Consider the following 16,828-nt stretch of genomic DNA (forward strand, 5'->3'; position numbering starts at 1 on the left):
TAGGGCATGCGCCCGTAGCTCAGCTGGATAGAGCGTTGGCCTCCGGAGCCAAAGGTCGAAGGTTCGAATCCTTTCGGGCGTACCATTCTCGGAGGGAATATCGGTAAAAATTATGGTGGCTATAGCTCAGTTGGTAGAGTCCCGGATTGTGATTCCGGTTGTCGCGGGTTCGAATCCCGTTAGCCACCCCATTCGTCGGTGAATAGCGCAGTTTGGTAGCGCATCTGGTTTGGGACCAGAGGGTCGGGGGTTCGAATCCCTCTTCACCGACCACTATTTAATAGTTAGGCTTTTATAGCGTGACTAGTTCGGCAAGCAGCCGGTAAAACACAAATTGATGGTGGCTATAGCTCAGTTGGTAGAGTCCCGGATTGTGATTCCGGTTGTCGCGGGTTCGAATCCCGTTAGCCACCCCATTTGTCGGTGAATAGCGCAGTTTGGTAGCGCATCTGGTTTGGGACCAGAGGGTCGGGGGTTCGAATCCCTCTTCACCGACCACCATTCAAAGCCTCAGCAGAAATGCTGGGGCTTTTTTGTATCTGCAATTTTTAGTGTTTGTATTGCTTGTCCATCAGATATCGGTCGGGCTGTAGCCCAGTTGCTTGGTAGCTCGGTGCATCATCTCCCTTTGCGCCGAACACTATTCAAAGCCTCAGACTTAGGTGTCCCCAACTAAGCGTTCTTTTTATCTACGTGATCTCATTATGGTTTATTCAGCGTGAAGGGAGCTGCTGCACACTCTGAGTATTGCTCCCTCTAAGATCATCATCCCGATAATCCTCATCGCTACTCCTGTTATATGTCAATCATTATGCAACTGGCTTAATTAATAAGTGTATTGATATAAACAGTGACGTACTTTGCATAATTGTGCAATTTGAATGAATGATATTTTGTTGGTGTTAGAGCAAGATCTAGTTAGTCATTCGGTAGAGAGGAATGGTAAAAAACGGCTGTATACGCACTATTTATGCGTATGTTCTGACAATAGATATTGGGGCTTTATGTTGTTATCGATAAGTCTTGTGGTTGAATTCGCTATATCTTAACCAATGGTCGATAGGTAATTTTAAATATGAGCGATAAATTTTATTTATTGTTTTACGCTTATAAATGATTAGTGCCTCTACTCTAATGCAAAATTATCCATATTTATTCTTTTATATTGTTCGGCATTAGTGAGATTCATTAGTGATAATATCTGAGTTGTTGCCGGATTTTTCTGTGCCATAAGAAAAACCTAAAAGTTTACATATGTGTTTAATTTTGCATATATATTCGACAAAGTTCCTTTTAAATGCATCTAAATCGAGTTTTTATACTGTTGTAGTTGCTTTTATGTGAGATATTTGACAAATTGATGGGCTAATAAGTGTCAGCATATTGTACTGACAAGAATGGATTCACAAATATCTAAGCCAGTAATTATGGATAGGCTTAGATACTCAGACAGGGCAGAAAACTGTCGTAGCAGTAGAGGTCTGGTTTCAATGTCTCTTTTAGAAGTTAATAACCTACGGATTGAATATCCGTCGCGTCATGGCGTCTTTGCGGCCGTAAAGTCGTTATCGTTTTCAATTGAACGTGGCGAAATCGTCGGCGTTGTTGGAGAATCGGGCGCAGGTAAATCAACGGTAGGGAATGCCGTTATCGACTTACTTAGCCCTCCTGGCCATGTTGCCAGTGGCGAAGTGTTCCTTGATGGACAAAAGATCTCTGGCTTAAGTGATGAAGAGATGCGCAAGGTTCGTGGATCGAAAATTGGTTTCATTTTCCAAGACCCAATGACATCGCTAAACCCGCTGTTTACCATCGAACATCAATTAAAAGAGACTATTCATACCAATATGAAGGTCAGTGATAGTGAAGCGTACGAACGCGCGCTTTCTCTGATGAAGCAAGTTGGTATTCCGCAGCCAGAAAACCGTCTCAAACAATATCCTCACCAATTTTCAGGCGGCATGCGCCAACGTGTTGTGATCGCGATTGCTTTGGCTGGTGAACCGGATCTCATTATTGCCGATGAGCCTACCACCGCGTTGGATGTTTCAATCCAAGACCAGATTTTAAGCCTGATTCGTCAACTGTGTATCGAACATAACGTTGGTTGTATGTTGGTTACTCACGATATGGGTGTGGTTTCTAACGTGACTGATCGTGTTGCGGTCATGTATCGTGGTGAGTTGGTGGAGATTGGCCCAACGGAAAAAGTGCTTGGTCATCCAGAGCATCCTTATACCCGCAGTTTGATTTCAGCAGTACCACGCTCTGATATTAAGCTCGACCGTTTCCCTTTGGTGAGTTATATCGAAGAGGCGTCAGAGCACCAGCCTTTGGATATCAAGCATCACTGGTTAGGTCAGCGTGAAGAGCATCGTAAATACTCAGGTCCTCTTTTGAATGTAGAGAACGTGAACCTACGTTTTGTGACAAAAGATTCTCTATTTGAAAGCCGCCGTGAATACATCCAAGCGTCCAATAATGTGAGTTTCCAAATTCATGAAGGGGAAACGTTTGGTTTGGTAGGCGAGTCGGGTTCTGGTAAATCAACAATTGCTCGTGTTATTGCCGGGTTGTACCAACCCAATGATGGTAAAGTGACATTCGAAGGTGTGGATTTAACAGCGCTTAAATCGGAAAAAGAGCGTCGCCCACTACGCCGTGCAATGCAGATGGTGTTCCAAAACCCATATACGTCAATGAACCCGCGGATGCGCGTATTTGATATTGTGGCAGAGCCAATCCGTTTTCACCGTTTAACCAAAAATGAAGCTGAAACTCTCAGTGTCGTGAATGACTTACTGGAACATGTCGGTTTAGGTAGCGAAGCCGGGTTAAAGTATCCGCATGAATTTTCTGGCGGGCAGCGCCAACGTATTTCTATCGCGCGCGCATTAGCGACCCGCCCACGACTATTGATTTGTGATGAGCCTACATCCGCACTGGATGTGTCGGTACAAGCTCAAATACTGAATTTGTTGAAAGATTTGCAGGCTGAATTGGGCCTTACCATGTTGTTTATTAGCCACGATTTACCTGTGATTCGTCAGGTGTGCGACCGTGTTGGTGTCATGCAGATGGGACAGTTGCTAGAGGTTGCACCAACGGAGCAGCTCTTTACGCAACCGCAACATCAATACAGTAAGCATTTGATTTCACTCATGCCGGAATTTACCGGATTGAGAGAAGAAGTGAAGACCGCGGCTCGGGTCTGAGAGTCTTTGAGTCAATTTAATTGTTTCTGAACAATCAGAATAAAAACAACTTACAACAACTAGGGACGAAATCCCGCATAAGGAGTTATGCAATGAAAACCATGAAAAGCAAGATAGCTTTAGCTTTGATGGCGGCTGGACTCAGTTTCGCTGCTTTAGCGGCTGATATCACTGTTGCCTATGACGCAGATCCAGTCTCATTAGACCCTGAAGAACAGCTATCTGGTGGTACGCTTCAATTATCTCACATGGTCTTTGATCCACTAGTTCGTTATACCCAAGACATGAAATTTGAACCTCGTTTGGCAACCAGTTGGGAACGTCTTAACGACCGCACCATGCGTTTCCACTTACGTAAAGGGGTGAAATTCCATTCAGGTAACGACTTTACAGCTGATGATGTTGTGTGGACATTCAACCGTCTTAAATCTTCTCCAGATTTCAAAGGTATCTTCGACCCTTATGAAAAATTGGTTAAAGTAGACGACTACACTGTTGATTTGGTTGCAAAAGGCCCATATCCATTGGTGCTACAAAACGCGACTTACATTTTCCCAATGGACAGCAAGTTCTACTCTGGCAAAACTGCAGATGGCAAAGACAAAGCTGAAATCGTAAAACACGGTAACTCATTTGCTTCTACTCATGTTTCAGGTACAGGCCCATTTGAAGTAACTTACCGTGAACAAGGTGTAAAAACCGAGTTCAAACGTTTTAAAGATTACTGGGATAAAGATTCAAAAGGTAACGTTGATGATCTGACTTTGGTGCCAATCAAAGAAGATGCAACTCGCGTTGCTGCTTTGCTTTCTGGTGACGTAGACATGATTGCACCTGTTGCTCCTAGCGACCAACAACGTGTGAAAGATGCCCCTGGTGTGGATTTAGTCACTCTACCTGGTACCCGCATCATCTCTTTCCAATTGAACGAAGCATCTAACCCAGCACTGAAAGACAAGCGCGTTCGTCAAGCGATCGTCTATGCGATTAATAACGAAGGTATCGTGCAGAAAATCATGCGTGGTTTTGCTACCACTGCTGGTCAACAGTCGCCAAAAGGTTATGTGGGTTACAACCCAGAGTTAACTCCTCGCTACGATTTGAAAAAAGCGAAAGAGTTAATGAAAGAAGCTGGCTATGAAAAAGGCTTCAGCATGACCATGATCGCACCCAATAACCGCTACTTAAATGATGCAAAAATTGCTCAGGCAGCAGCGGCGATGTTGTCAAAAATCGGCATCAAAGTTGATCTAAAAACCATGCCTAAAGCGCAATATTGGCCTGAGTTTGATAAATGTGCGGCAGATGCACTGATGATCGGTTGGATGTCTGATACAGAAGACTCTGCAAACTTCACTGAATTCTTGACCATGACTCGTAATGAAGAGACAGGTAAAGGTCAGTACAACTGTGGTCACTACTCTAACCCAGAAGTCGATAAACTGATCAACGATTCTAACGTTGAAACTGACCCAGCTAAACGCGGCCAAATGCTACAAAAAGTAGAAGCGATTCTATACAACGATGCAGCATTCGTTCCGCTACATTGGGAAAACCTAGCATGGGCTGCGAAATCTTCTCTAGATATCAAACCTATTGTTAACCCAATGAACTTCCCTTACTTCGGCGACCTAGTGGTAAAAGAATAAGTCGAGTCAGGTGAATTCTAGCGGCGATAGTCGTTAGTCGCGTTATCATGTGCGCCTCATTTTTTCAGTCGAATGAGGCGCCCTTTTCAGACTGAAAGAATTTCTGTTACTGAAACTCAGTAACCCTGTCATGGATAGTTAAGGGGCAAGGAATGTTTTCGTTTCTGGTCAAGCGCCTGTTTCAGGCACTGATAGTGATGTTTGTGATCAGTATAGTGGCGTTTGCCATTCAGGATAACCTGGGTGATCCGCTACGCGAGCTAGTAGGGCAATCCGTGTCTGATGCCGAGCGTCAAGCATTGCGGGATGAGCTTGGTCTCAACGATCCGTTTATCACTAAATATCAACGCTTTATTGTCGGCGCGGTGCACGGTGATTTAGGTACGTCTTACTTTTATAAACGCCCTGCGTTAGATGTTATTTTAGATAAGCTGGTGGCCACACTGGAATTGGTGTTTGGTGCCTCAGTTATCATCATTGCCTGTTCGATACCGCTGGGAGTGTATTCCGCGATTCATCCGAAAAAGTGGCTTACCAAAGTGATCATGGCGGGGAGTAGTATCGGTATTTCGATCCCAGTCTTTTTGACCGCTATCTTGCTGATGTATGTCTTTTCTATTGAGTTGGGATGGTTACCGTCCTATGGCCGTGGAGACACGTCGAATTTATTAGGCTGGCAGTCGGGTTATTTCACTATTGATGGCCTCAAGCACCTCGTTTTGCCATGTATTTCACTCGCATCGATCATGTTGCCACTTTTTATCCGTTTGGTACGTTCTGAAATGTTAGAAGTGCTCAGTTCGGAATACATTAAATTCGCTCGAGCGAAAGGTTTGCCAACCAACAAAATTCATTATCAGCACGCTTTGAAAAATACCCTATTACCCGTATTAACAGTGGGTGGTGTGCAGCTTGGATTGATGGTGGCCTACACCATTTTGACCGAAACAGTATTCCAATGGCCGGGCACTGGCTTCTTGTTCTTAGAGGCGGTAAACCGCGTGGATACCCCGTTGATTACCGCTTACGTTATTTTCGTTGGGTTGATATTCGTGGTAACCAATACGGTTATTGACCTGTTGTATGGGCTAATTAACCCAACGGTGAACTTAACTGGTAAAGGAGCGTAATCATGAGTCAAGTAACTGCCGCTCCATCACGTTGGGAGCGTTTTAAACAATCCGATTTTCTCTATTATTTCTTGCATGACAAAGTGGCGATGTTCAGCTTTGCCATCTTTATGGCGTTCGTTATTTTGTCGGTGCTGTCACCCTTGATTGCGCCAACCAACCCATATGATTTAACGTCGATAGACATCATGAACTCTGAGTTACCACCTGCATGGTTAGGGGGGGATAGTCAGTTCTTGCTCGGTACGGATGACCAAGGGCGAGATATTCTTTCGACAATGCTTTATGGCTCACGTTTGTCACTGACCATTGGCTTTCTCGCTGTGGCTCTGCAGCTGTGTATTGGTGTGTTTGTTGGGTTATGTTCTGGCTATTTTGGTGGACGTATTGATAGCTTCTTGATGCGCGTAGCGGATGTGCAGCTCTCTTTCTCAACTATGATGGTGGCGATCATTGTCTCGGCGATTTTTAAAGCCAGTTTTGGTGACCAACTCTACAGTGAGTACGCCGTGGTCATGCTAGTCTTTATTATCGGCTTTGCAGAGTGGCCGCAATATGCTCGTACGATTCGTGCTTCCGTATTGGCTGAGAAGAAAAAAGAGTATGTTGAAGCAGCAAAAGTAATGGGCTTTAGAGCTCCGCGAATTATGTTCCGTCATATTTTGCCAAACTGTCTATCGCCTATTTTGGTTATCTCTACCGTGCAAGTGGCAAATGCCATCATGTCCGAGGCGGCACTTTCTTTCCTTGGCTTAGGTTTGCCGGTCGATCAACCATCATTGGGTTCGCTAATTAACATCGGCTTCTCGTACATCTTCTCAGGCTCTTGGTGGATAACCGCGTTTCCAGGGATTTTGCTGGTGGTTCTAGTGCTAGTGATTAACCTGCTTGGTGACTGGTTACGGGATGTGTTCAATCCCAAATTGTACAAAGGATAAGCGGATTTGTTTGATTTTATTAGTGAAATCTAACTAAACTAGAGCCGTAAGTGTTAATTACGGCTCTTTTTTTGCATTCTGATTTTAACCAGCTAAACACTTGCCGTTTTAAATGGAGATGAGAATGGAAAACACCCCCAGATTTCCCCTAGCATGGTTGCTTAGCTTTTCCTTAGCCGCTGCGCCATTTGCTATGCCTTCAAATGCTCAGGCTCAAGATTTTTTGTGTGATGCTCATCAGGCAAGTAGTGATGAGTTACCCGTCCTTGATAAAGCGTGTCCTATTGGTCAAGGACTGTGGGGGAACAGCAAACCCAAAGATCCCAATGCGCAGTTTTGGATTCAATGCGGCATGCTAGATGGTCGTCTGCCCCTGGAAACAGCAAAGCCTCTCTATCGTCAAATCACGACCGATATTTGGCTCAAACCAGAAGATAAAGGGACTCGTTGTCTTATTGGCCCATATAAAGAGTTTGCTGCAGCTCAAGCTGATCTTGCTCGCGTACGTTCATTACCCAATTACAAACAAGCTTTTATTCGTGAAGTCTCGCAACATGTCACGACCTCTCCTGCCGTTACCAAACCGGTAAGTGTAACGCCTGATAAGGCAAAGCCTGTGACGCCATCAAAAAAGGTGACCACCAAAATGCTCCCGGAGATTAAACCGAAAGTTACGAGAGTAGTGGTGCCGAAAACAACCGGTAAAGCTGTTGCAGCGGCTAAACCAGTGCCTAAAGTGATGCCGAGTATCCGTCGCCAAACCGAAGTCGATGGTCTTGCATTTGCGCTACCGTATCTCAATGATGAAAAAATTCAGTTTTATATGGAGTGGGATCTGCCTTGGAACCGACTCAATTATGATGACGCAGAGAAAATGTGCAGTCAGATTAAGATGCGTTTAGTCACCGAAAATGAGTGGCAACAGCTGCTGGATGCGAAAGTGATGGAAAGTGGTAAGTGGCCAATGAATCTACCTTACTGGGGATGGAATAAAAAAGGGCTATTTACCAATGGTAAGACGACGACTTTAAAAGGTTCTTCATTGCTGAACGTGATTTGTGTGGTGAAGCGTAGTTAACTCGCTGAGTCGAAAAGATACCCAACAAAAAGCCCCGCATGCGGGGCTTTGCTATTGGCATCAGAACAGTAGGATTAGTACTGATCTTTGACTTCTTTAACTGCTTCATCAACGGAAGTTGATTTCTCATGGTCTGCTGCAGTCCAACCACCACCTAATGCTTTGAATAGGGAGATACGGCTAGTAAGCAGGTTCAAGTGAGCGGATAGTTCACTTTCACGGGCACTGAACAGAGAGCGCTGAGCGTCTAACAAGTCGATATAGCTGTCGTTACCTTTCTGGTAACGCATTTGTGCTAAGTCGTAATAATCTTTGTTCGCATCTAAGTTGGCTTTCTGCGCTTTCCACTCTTCCATGTAGTATTCCTGACCTAGCAAGGCGTCAGACACCTCTTTAAAGCCAGTTTCAATCGCTTCTTGGTAAGCAATCACAGAAGATTGTTTTGCAATTTTTGCCACATCTAAGCTTGCTGAGTTGCTGCCCCAATCAAAGATTGGCAATGAGATTGAAGGTGCAAATGTCCAGTAACCAGAATCGGAGCTAAATAGGTTGCTCATTGAGCTACTCATTGTCCCTGCTCCAGCGGTTAGGCTGATAGTCGGGAAGAATGCCGCACGAGCAGCACCGATATTGGCGTTGTTAGCTTTTAACGTATGTTCAGCCGCAAGGATATCTGGGCGATGTAAAATCAGGTCTGAAGTGACACCGGTTTTAAGTTCAGACAGCATCTTGCCATCTTCATCAGGAAGACGGTCACGATTTTCCCATTTGACTGGAGCACCAACGAGCTGACGCAACGTGTTTTTCTGTTGAGCGACGGCGAGTTTGTATTGCGCTGCAGTAGCACGAGCACTGTGGAGTGCCGTTTTACTTTGTGCAAGGGTAAGTGCATCGCTGTAACCCGCTTTGTAACGAGTTTCAACCAGTTGCAACGTTTGTTGATACGCTTTTACAGTATCTTCAGTAAGTTCCAACAGCTCTTGGTCAGTAATCAATGTCATGTAAGCAGAAGCTACTTCAGCCACTAAACTAATCACTGCGCTGCGGCGACTTTCATCAGAAGATAGGTAAGACTCTAATGCTTCATCACTTAAGCTTTTCACGCGGCCAAATAGGTCAAGTTCATAGCTGGTGATGCCCAATGTCGCTTGATCGGTTGTGCTGTAGTTTTTACCAGCACCGGTATACGCATCGGATGTTCTAGTACGAGTAAAACTACCCGCTGCGTTTAGACCAGGATAACGAGCTGCATCTTGAATACGGTATTGCGCTTTTAAGGTCGCAACACTAAGGACTGTTTGCTTCAAGTCTTTGTTGTTTTTCAGCGCGGCTTCAATCAGCTGTTGCAGATGTTCATCGGCCATGAAATTGCGCCAATCTGGTAGGGCAGTTTCCGCTTCTTTTTGCGCGCTCGTTTCTGACCAACCCTGTTGCTCGGTTGTTGAGCCTGGTTGGTCATAGTCTGGTGCCATGCTACAGCCGCTAAGCGCGGCTGCAATGATCAGTGGTAACAGTTTAATTTGCATCTTTGGTCTCCTCTACCGGAGTGCTTTCACCAATTTTATGCGGTTTGGTTTTGAATAGGCGCATAACAATGACGAAGAATACCGGTACAAAGAAAATCGATAGAATCGTTGCTGAAAGCATACCACCTACCACACCCCAACCGATGGCGTTACGGCTTGCCGCACCAGCACCAGTACTCAAGGCTAGAGGTAACACACCTAAGATAAACGCAAAGGATGTCATCATGATTGGACGAAGACGCATACGACACGCATCTACCGTCGCTTTAATCAAGTCCGTACCCTCATCGTAAAGTGCTTTCGCAAATTCTACGATCAAGATGGCGTTCTTAGCTGACAAACCAATGGTGGTTAACAAGCCCACTTGGAAGTAAACGTCGTTTGATAGACTCTTCAAGGTTGCTGCCAATACCGCACCCAAGATACCTAGTGGAACCACTAGCATAACTGAGAATGGTACACTCCAGCTCTCGTATAGTGCCGCTAGAGAGAGGAATACAATCAACAATGAAATACCGTATAGCAAGCCAGAATTAGCTGCTGATTGGCGTTCTTGGTAGGAAATACCACCCCATTCAACACCAATACCTGCTGGTAACTTCGCAACGATTTTTTCAATTTCTGCCATCGCTTCACCGGAACTGCGACCTTGAGCCGCTGCACCTTGGATGTTCATTGATGGAGAACCGTTGAAACGTTCCAAACGAGGTGAACCGTAATCCCAGTGATAACTTGCAAAAGCACCAAATGGAACCATTTCACCATCACTGTTACGTACGTGCCACAATTCCAAATCTTTTGGATTCATACGGTAAGGCGCATCGGCTTGAACGTATACTTTTTTGATACGGCCATTGTCGATGAAGTCGTTAACATAACTTGAACCCCAAGCGGTCGAAAGCATCGAGTTGATGTCACTGACGGCAACGCCCATCGCCATGGCTTTTTCATAGTCAATATCTATGTTGAACTGCGGACCATCTTCCATACCGTTTGGACGAACAGAGGTCAGGATTGGATCTTGAGCCGCCATACCTAACAATTGGTTACGCGCTTGCAGCAGTTTGTCATGGCCTAAGTTACCACGGTCAACCAAGTATGCGTCAAAACCACTTGAAGTACCTAGGCTAGGCACTGCAGGCAAGTTAAAGGCGAATGCTTGAGCTTCTTTAATTGTAGAGAAGAATCCCCAAGCGCGACCAATCATGGCATTAACTGACTGATCTGGATTAGGGCGTTCACTCCAGTCTTTCAGCTTAACGAAAGCCATCCCCATGTTTTGACCGCTACCTGCAAAACTAAAGCCTGCGATAGTAAAGATAGAATCAATGTTATCTTTCTCTTTGGTGAGGAAGTAATCGTTGATCTTCTTATTCACTTCCAGAGTACGCTCTTGGCTAGCTCCAGTAGGTAAGGTAACCATTGCCATGATAACGCCTTGGTCCTCTTCAGGAAGGAATGAGGTTGGTAGGCGTTGCCACAACATCGTCAAACCACCAACGATGACCACATAGACGATCACATAACGCAGTTTTTTCGATAGGCTCTTAGAAACGAAACGTTGGTAACGGTCAGTTCCTGAGTTAAAGGCGTTGTTGAACCAAGCAAATGGGCCTTTAGTGATATGAACTTCACCTTTGCTGCGTGGTTTCAAGATGGTTGCACACAATGCTGGGGTCAAAATCATGGCCACCAACACAGATAGAATCATCGCTGATACGATAGTCAAAGAGAACTGACGATAAATCGCACCTGATGCGCCACCAAAGAAGGCCATTGGAATGAATACCGCACTCAATACAAGAGCGATACCAATCAGAGCCCCGGTGATTTGTCCCATGGATTTACGTGTGGCTTCGAGCGGCGACAAGCCGTCCTCTTCCATAACACGTTCCACGTTTTCCACCACCACGATGGCATCGTCCACCAGCAAGCCGATGGCCAGCACCAGACCAAACATGGTCAAGGTGTTAATTGAGTAACCAAAACTTGCCATAATACCGAAGGTACCCAACAGCACCACTGGTACAGCGATGGTTGGAATCAAGGTAGCACGGAAGTTTTGTAGGAACACAAACATAACGATAAAGACCAATACAACCGCTTCAATCAGGGTGTGTAATACTTCTTCAATCGAAATTTTAATGAAAGGAGTGGTGTCATATGGGTACACTACTTTCATTGAACTTGGGAAGAACTCTTGCAGCTCTGCCATTTTTGCTTTTACTAGCGTAGCGGTATTCAGTGCGTTAGCGCCACTTGACAGTTTGATAGCGATACCACTAGCGTAGTTACCATTAAACTTAGCAACTGCGGAGTAGCTTTCACCACCAATTTCTACACGACCCACATCTTTCACTCGTACTTGAGATCCATCGTTTTGTACAGTTAACAGAATGTTCTCAAACTGTTCTACTGTGCTGAGTCGGCCTTGTGCGGTAATGGTTGCGCTAATTTGTTGACCTGGAACCGCTGGAGTACCACCAAGTGAACCCACAGAGACTTGAGTGTTTTGGCTAGAAATCGCAGAGGTAACGTCACTTGGTGTTAGACCAAACTTGTTTAGTTTGTTTGGATCTAACCAAATACGCATTGAGTGCTGCGCACCAAATACTTGAACGTCACCTACCCCTTGAACACGGCTAAGTGAGTCTTTTACGTTGGATACCACGTAGTCAGACAACTCATAGTTGTTCATTGAGCCATCGGTTGAGATAAAACCAACCACCATCAAGAAACTATCGGTTGATTTGGCAACGGTAATACCATTATCTACGACAGAGTCTGGCAGAGTCGATTCCACCGCACTCAGTTTGTTTTGTACTTGTACCTGCGCAATGTCAGGGTCAGTACCAGTATTAAACGTCAACTGGATTTGGAAACTACCAGAAGAGTCACTACTTGATGACATATAAAGCAGGTTATCGATACCGTTCATGTTCTGTTCGACAACCTGGGTTACGCTACTTTCCACCGTTTTCGCTGACGCACCAGTATACGTACCGGAGATAGTCACGGACGGAGGAGCAATTTGCGGGTATTGCTCGATAGGCAAGGTTTCTACGGATAGAATCCCGCCGAGCATGATGAGAATCGCGATAACCCACGCAAAGATGGGTCTATCTATGAAAAAACGAGCCATAAAACAGAGTCCCTATTTTTTGTCTACTGCTTTCGGTGCGACTAAGCTACCGGTTTGGATTTTTTGTAGGCCTGTTACGATGACCTGTTCACCGTCTTTCACGCCACTAGTTACCAACCAGTTTTGACCAATCACTTGATCTGCCTCGACAACGCGGTCTTCAACTTTATTGTCACTGCTTACGATGTTGATGTGAGCACGGCCTTGAGTATCACGAGATACAGCGGCTTGTGGAACGAGGAAAGCATTCGCTTTGTAGTCCACAGGAACGGTTGCACGTACGTACAGGCCAGGTAGAAGAGTGTCGTCTGGGTTAGGTAACAGAGCACGGATGTTAACGGTACCAGTAGTTTCGTTAACGGTGACATCAGCAAACTGTAGGGTTGCTTCTTGTTTGATCTCTGTGCCGTCATCAAGGGTTAGCTTAATGCCGCTCAGTTTTTGGTTCTCTTGACTTGTTTCTCCGCTTTGCGCTTTAGCACGCTGACGCAGTTTCAACACAGTGCTACTAGGTTGAGAAAGGTCAACATAAAGTGGGTCTAACTGTTGAATAGTGGCTAAAGCAGTAGTTTGGCTAGCGGTAACCAATGCACCTTCAGTCACACTAGATTTACCAATGCGGCCAGAAATTGGTGCTTTAATTTTGGTGTAGTCCAAATTAATTTGCGCTGTTTTAACCGCCGCTTGAGCTGCAAGAACAGAGGCTTGCGCAGCGCGGTAAGTTGCCATCGCATCTTCGTAATCTTGCTCACTGATTGCGCGGTTTTTCACTAGGTCAGCATAGCGGTCAGCTTGAAGCTTTGATTTTTCTAGAGTTGCTTGAGCAGAAGCTAAATCTGCTTTTGCACTTTCTAGGCTCGCTTCGTAAGTCGCTGGGTCGATTTGATAAAGTACGTCGCCCTGTTTAACAGAACTGCCTTCAACAAATAGACGTTTAATGATGATCCCTTCAACTTGTGGGCGAACTTCGGCAACGCGGTAAGCACTTGTACGTCCTGGAAGTTTATCAGTGATTTCAACTGGTTGAGGGTGTAGAACCACAGTATCAACGGCGACAGCTTGTGGTTGTTGGGAAGTGACGTTTTCTGAGGTTTCCTTTTGGCAACCTGTCAATGCCAACGCTAAACCTATGGCAATCATAGAGTTGCGGTATCTAGGCAAGACTTTCGTCATAGTTTATCTCCTGATAACAATTGTTATGGTGCTCACCGCTAACTTTAGTTGCAAGTAACAACTTATAGGACAGATTAAGCACATTAGTCTTTCTAAACGTGAATTACGGTAAGTGAAGAAATTAGACAGAATACACAAATTCTAGTCGAAGGAGGGTTAATGCGTGGTTAACACTCCCTGTGACTGCCCGCTTGTATTGCATCATGCTTGTTAGTATGAAATTTAAACAGAATAACGTTTCAGATGCATTTCGCAAGGCATTTAACATCGGATAATCTGCCTGTTTTAACTGCATAACTCAATGCGCACTCTCAAAATTAATCACTTGATTTATAGTAATAACTCAGTACAAATCAAAATTGATAAGAGTATAAATCTGAAAATTATTAACATGATAAATAATTATACTGTTTACCTGTGCTGTAAAATGTTACGTAGACGATAACTCTCTTTCACTATGTTTACCGAGTGAAAACGATAAAAAAGTAAACTAGAGTAAAAATAGGAGAGAAAAGAGTAAAAAGCATGGCTAAACAGGTAGCCATGCTTGCAGAAAGGGTTGCGACTTAACGCATTGTTACAAATTCTTCAGAGCCTGTTGGGTGGATAGCAACAACAGAATCGAAGTCTGTTTTGGTTGCGCCCATTTTCATTGCTACGCCAAAGCCTTGGATCATTTCATCCATAGCAAAGCCAATGCCGTGGAGGCCAACAACTTTCTCTTCAGGGCCCGCACAAACCAGTTTCATTTTGCATGGTTGACGATGTTGAGTAACCGCTGTGTACATGGCTGTAAAGCCTGATTTATACACTTTTACGTTCGCTTCGCCATATTGAGCAATCGCTTCTGGTTCGGTTAGACCGATAGTGCCAATCGGTGGGTGACTAAAGACCACGGTTGGAACCAAGTTGTAGTCCATTTTCGCGTCTTTTTTACCGTTGAATAGGCGCTCAGATAATTGACGACCCGCTTTAACAGCGACTGGAGTCAATTCAATGCCGCCTTCCATGATGTCACCAACACAGTATATGCCCGGAACATTGGTATTTTGGAACTCATCCACTTTGATGAAACCACGGTCGTTAGTGGCAACACCAGTCGCAGATAAGTTGATGGCATCTGTGGTTGGCTCACGACCGATCGCCCAAATCAGTTGGTCGACATTTTGGCTATGGCCATTTTCAAACGTCACCGTTAGGCTGCCGTCTGCTTCTTTAACCACTTCTTTAGGAATGCTGTGGGTATGCAGTTTTGGTCCTTCAGTGTTCATCACTTCAACCAATGTTTCGATGATCATTGGATCGAATGAACGCAGAGGTGATTCTTTACGACAGAATAGGTGCGTTTCAGTGCCAAGGGCATTCAACACGCCAGCGATTTCAACCGCAATGTAACCCGCACCAATGACGGCAACGCGTTTTGGCTGTTCGTTCAAATCGAAGAAGCCATTTGAATCAATACCGTATTCTGCACCAGGAATAGCTGGAATACTTGGGCGTCCACCAACGGCAATAAGAATGTGGTCTGCGGTGTATTGTTCACCGTTCACTTCGACTGTTTTTGCATCAACAAATTTCGCAAAGCCTTTGATCACTTCGATTTTGTTGTTACCAAGAACACGTTCGTAAGATTGGTGAATACGACCAATGTAAGCTTGACGGCTTTCTACGAGTTTTGACCAATCGAACTTGTGGATTTCTACGTCGAAGCCGTAATCAGCAGCGTATAGGTTCATGGCTTCAGCCACTTGAGCACCATGCCACATCACTTTCTTTGGCACGCAGCCAACGTTGACACAAGTACCACCAAGGTCTTTAGTTTCAATCAGCGCTACTTTAGCACCGTACATGGCTGCTCGGTTTGCAGAAGCGATACCGCCGCTGCCGCCACCAATACAGATATAATCGAAATGCGTTGCCATTACTTTCTCCATTTGTTGGCTAACTTAGTTATCGCGTTGAGCACGAACTCTGTCTAAGCTGACCATTTTTCATTCATAATCTTGTGAGATTGGGGTTCTTGGGAGTAACTCAAGCGAACCCACAAATTTTCATCTCACAGCGGTTATTCGGGAACAATCCACTCTACTTTATAGTGACCAGTTGCTGGTGCAATAGCTTCTTTTAGGAAAGGTAAAATAGTTTGCATCTGGCTTTCCAGTTTCCACGGTGGGTTAATCACGATCATGCCTGATGCCGTCATACCACGTTCGTTGGTGTCTGGTGACACGCCCAGTTCAATTTGCAGGATTTTACGGATACCTAAGTTTTCCAGACCTTCGATCATGTCTTCGATATCGCAGCGGTTTACTACCGGATACCAAATGGCATAAATGCCAGTTGCCCAACGTTTGTAGCTTTGACCGATAGCGTTAACCACATCGCGATACTCACGAGCCAGTTCATACGGTGGATCAATCAACACCAAACCGCGACGCTCTTGCGGTGGCAAGCTGGCTTTTAAGCGCGCGAAACCATCTTCTTTGAAGATATGAACTTGGCGATCACGAGCAAACTCTTGTTCCAATAAAGGATAGTCGCTTGGGTGCAGTTCTGTCAGCACCATGCGATCTTGAGGACGCAGGTGAGCGCGCGCCACACGTGGCGAACCAGGGTAGTAGCGCAATTCGCCATCTTGGTTGAGTGCTTTAATCGCATCAAGATAGTCTTGAATGTCCTCTGGTGTTTGAGGTTGTTGCCAAATTCGCGCAATACCTTGTTTGTATTCACCGGTTTTTTCTGACCATTCATGAGTCAAATCGTAACGGCCAACACCTGAGTGTGTGTCGTGATATACAAAAGGTTTCTCTTTTTGTTGCAGAGATGTCAGGATAAGACTTTGCACAATGTGCTTGACCACATCGGCGTGGTTACCTGCGTGGAAACTGTGTCGATAACTTAGCAAATGATACTCTCAGAACCCCAATTGGGCGTTGATGGTTAAATCTTGCCTGATTATATACTCAAAGCATGAGAT

Annotated in this window: 10 protein-coding genes and 5 tRNA genes; 10 read left to right on the forward strand and 5 right to left on the reverse strand. The window is 45.0% G+C overall.

Annotation, left to right across the window (positions count from 1 at the left end; translation table 11 throughout):
• Positions 1-8 precede the first annotated feature (8 nt).
• From OCV11_RS00370 to OCV11_RS00415, 10 genes are all read left to right on the forward strand, one after another.
• Positions 9-85, forward strand: a tRNA-Arg gene (locus OCV11_RS00370).
• Positions 86-115: 30 nt separating this feature from the next.
• Positions 116-191, forward strand: a tRNA-His gene (locus OCV11_RS00375).
• A 5-nt stretch (positions 192-196) separates the two neighbouring features.
• A tRNA-Pro gene (locus tag OCV11_RS00380) sits at positions 197-273 on the forward strand.
• Positions 274-340: 67 nt separating this feature from the next.
• Positions 341-416: transfer RNA gene (locus OCV11_RS00385), tRNA-His, on the forward strand.
• A gap of 5 nt (positions 417-421) precedes the next feature.
• Positions 422-498, forward strand: a tRNA-Pro gene (locus OCV11_RS00390).
• A gap of 992 nt (positions 499-1,490) precedes the next feature.
• A complete protein-coding gene (locus OCV11_RS00395; protein ID WP_261894246.1) occupies positions 1,491-3,215 on the forward strand; it encodes an ABC transporter ATP-binding protein in 1,725 nt (574 codons plus the stop codon).
• 92 nt (positions 3,216-3,307) lie between these two features.
• Complete coding sequence (locus tag OCV11_RS00400) at positions 3,308-4,864, forward strand: ABC transporter substrate-binding protein (protein ID WP_261894248.1); 1,557 nt, start codon at positions 3,308-3,310, stop codon at positions 4,862-4,864.
• Between the two features lie 152 nt (positions 4,865-5,016).
• Positions 5,017-5,994 (forward strand): ABC transporter permease, encoded by a 978-nt coding sequence (locus tag OCV11_RS00405; RefSeq protein ID WP_261894249.1) that lies wholly within the window; start codon positions 5,017-5,019, stop codon positions 5,992-5,994.
• Positions 5,995-5,996: 2 nt separating this feature from the next.
• The gene (locus OCV11_RS00410) at positions 5,997-6,932 is read left to right on the forward strand and encodes an ABC transporter permease (protein ID WP_261894251.1); all 936 of its coding nucleotides are present in this window, start codon (positions 5,997-5,999) and stop codon (positions 6,930-6,932) included.
• Between the two features lie 124 nt (positions 6,933-7,056).
• Entirely contained in the window at positions 7,057-8,010 is a 954-nt protein-coding gene (locus OCV11_RS00415) for an SPOR domain-containing protein (RefSeq protein WP_261894253.1), read from the forward strand.
• 74 nt (positions 8,011-8,084) lie between these two features.
• Here OCV11_RS00415 and OCV11_RS00420 read toward each other — a convergent pair whose 3' ends face one another.
• The 5 genes from OCV11_RS00420 to OCV11_RS00440 form a co-directional block, all read right to left on the reverse strand.
• Positions 8,085-9,536 carry an efflux transporter outer membrane subunit gene (locus OCV11_RS00420; RefSeq protein ID WP_261894255.1) on the reverse strand — a complete coding sequence of 484 codons (1,452 nt, stop codon included), beginning with the start codon at positions 9,534-9,536 and terminating at the stop codon, positions 8,085-8,087.
• Positions 9,526-12,678 carry an efflux RND transporter permease subunit gene (locus OCV11_RS00425; protein ID WP_261894256.1) on the reverse strand — a complete coding sequence of 1,051 codons (3,153 nt, stop codon included), beginning with the start codon at positions 12,676-12,678 and terminating at the stop codon, positions 9,526-9,528. Before OCV11_RS00425 ends, OCV11_RS00420 begins: the two co-directional genes overlap by 11 nt.
• A 12-nt stretch (positions 12,679-12,690) precedes the next feature.
• Positions 12,691-13,851: an efflux RND transporter periplasmic adaptor subunit gene (locus OCV11_RS00430; RefSeq protein ID WP_261894257.1), complete on the reverse strand. Its 1,161-nt coding sequence runs from the start codon at positions 13,849-13,851 to the stop codon at positions 12,691-12,693.
• Positions 13,852-14,417: 566 nt separating this feature from the next.
• Positions 14,418-15,773: a glutathione-disulfide reductase gene (gene gorA / locus OCV11_RS00435; protein WP_261894259.1), complete on the reverse strand. Its 1,356-nt coding sequence runs from the start codon at positions 15,771-15,773 to the stop codon at positions 14,418-14,420.
• Between the two features lie 143 nt (positions 15,774-15,916).
• Positions 15,917-16,756 carry a 23S rRNA (adenine(2030)-N(6))-methyltransferase RlmJ gene (locus OCV11_RS00440; protein ID WP_261894261.1) on the reverse strand — a complete coding sequence of 280 codons (840 nt, stop codon included), beginning with the start codon at positions 16,754-16,756 and terminating at the stop codon, positions 15,917-15,919.
• Between the last annotated feature and the right edge of the window lie 72 nt (positions 16,757-16,828).

The organism is Vibrio porteresiae DSM 19223 (assembly GCF_024347055.1).
Taxonomy (GTDB): domain Bacteria; phylum Pseudomonadota; class Gammaproteobacteria; order Enterobacterales; family Vibrionaceae; genus Vibrio; species Vibrio porteresiae.

Excerpts from the sequence above, each read along its gene's own strand:
- OCV11_RS00400 (WP_261894248.1), top strand. The coding sequence starts at position 3,308 with ATGAAAACCATGAAAAGCAAGATAGCTTTAGCTTTGATGGCGGCTGGA.
- gorA (WP_261894259.1), bottom strand. The coding sequence starts at position 15,773 with ATGGCAACGCATTTCGATTATATCTGTATTGGTGGCGGCAGCGGCGGT.
- OCV11_RS00395 (WP_261894246.1), top strand. The coding sequence starts at position 1,491 with ATGTCTCTTTTAGAAGTTAATAACCTACGGATTGAATATCCGTCGCGT.
- OCV11_RS00420 (WP_261894255.1), bottom strand. The coding sequence starts at position 9,536 with ATGCAAATTAAACTGTTACCACTGATCATTGCAGCCGCGCTTAGCGGC.
- OCV11_RS00430 (WP_261894257.1), bottom strand. The coding sequence starts at position 13,851 with ATGACGAAAGTCTTGCCTAGATACCGCAACTCTATGATTGCCATAGGT.
- OCV11_RS00415 (WP_261894253.1), top strand. The coding sequence starts at position 7,057 with ATGGAAAACACCCCCAGATTTCCCCTAGCATGGTTGCTTAGCTTTTCC.
- OCV11_RS00425 (WP_261894256.1), bottom strand. The coding sequence starts at position 12,678 with ATGGCTCGTTTTTTCATAGATAGACCCATCTTTGCGTGGGTTATCGCG.
- OCV11_RS00410 (WP_261894251.1), top strand. The coding sequence starts at position 5,997 with ATGAGTCAAGTAACTGCCGCTCCATCACGTTGGGAGCGTTTTAAACAA.
- OCV11_RS00405 (WP_261894249.1), top strand. The coding sequence starts at position 5,017 with ATGTTTTCGTTTCTGGTCAAGCGCCTGTTTCAGGCACTGATAGTGATG.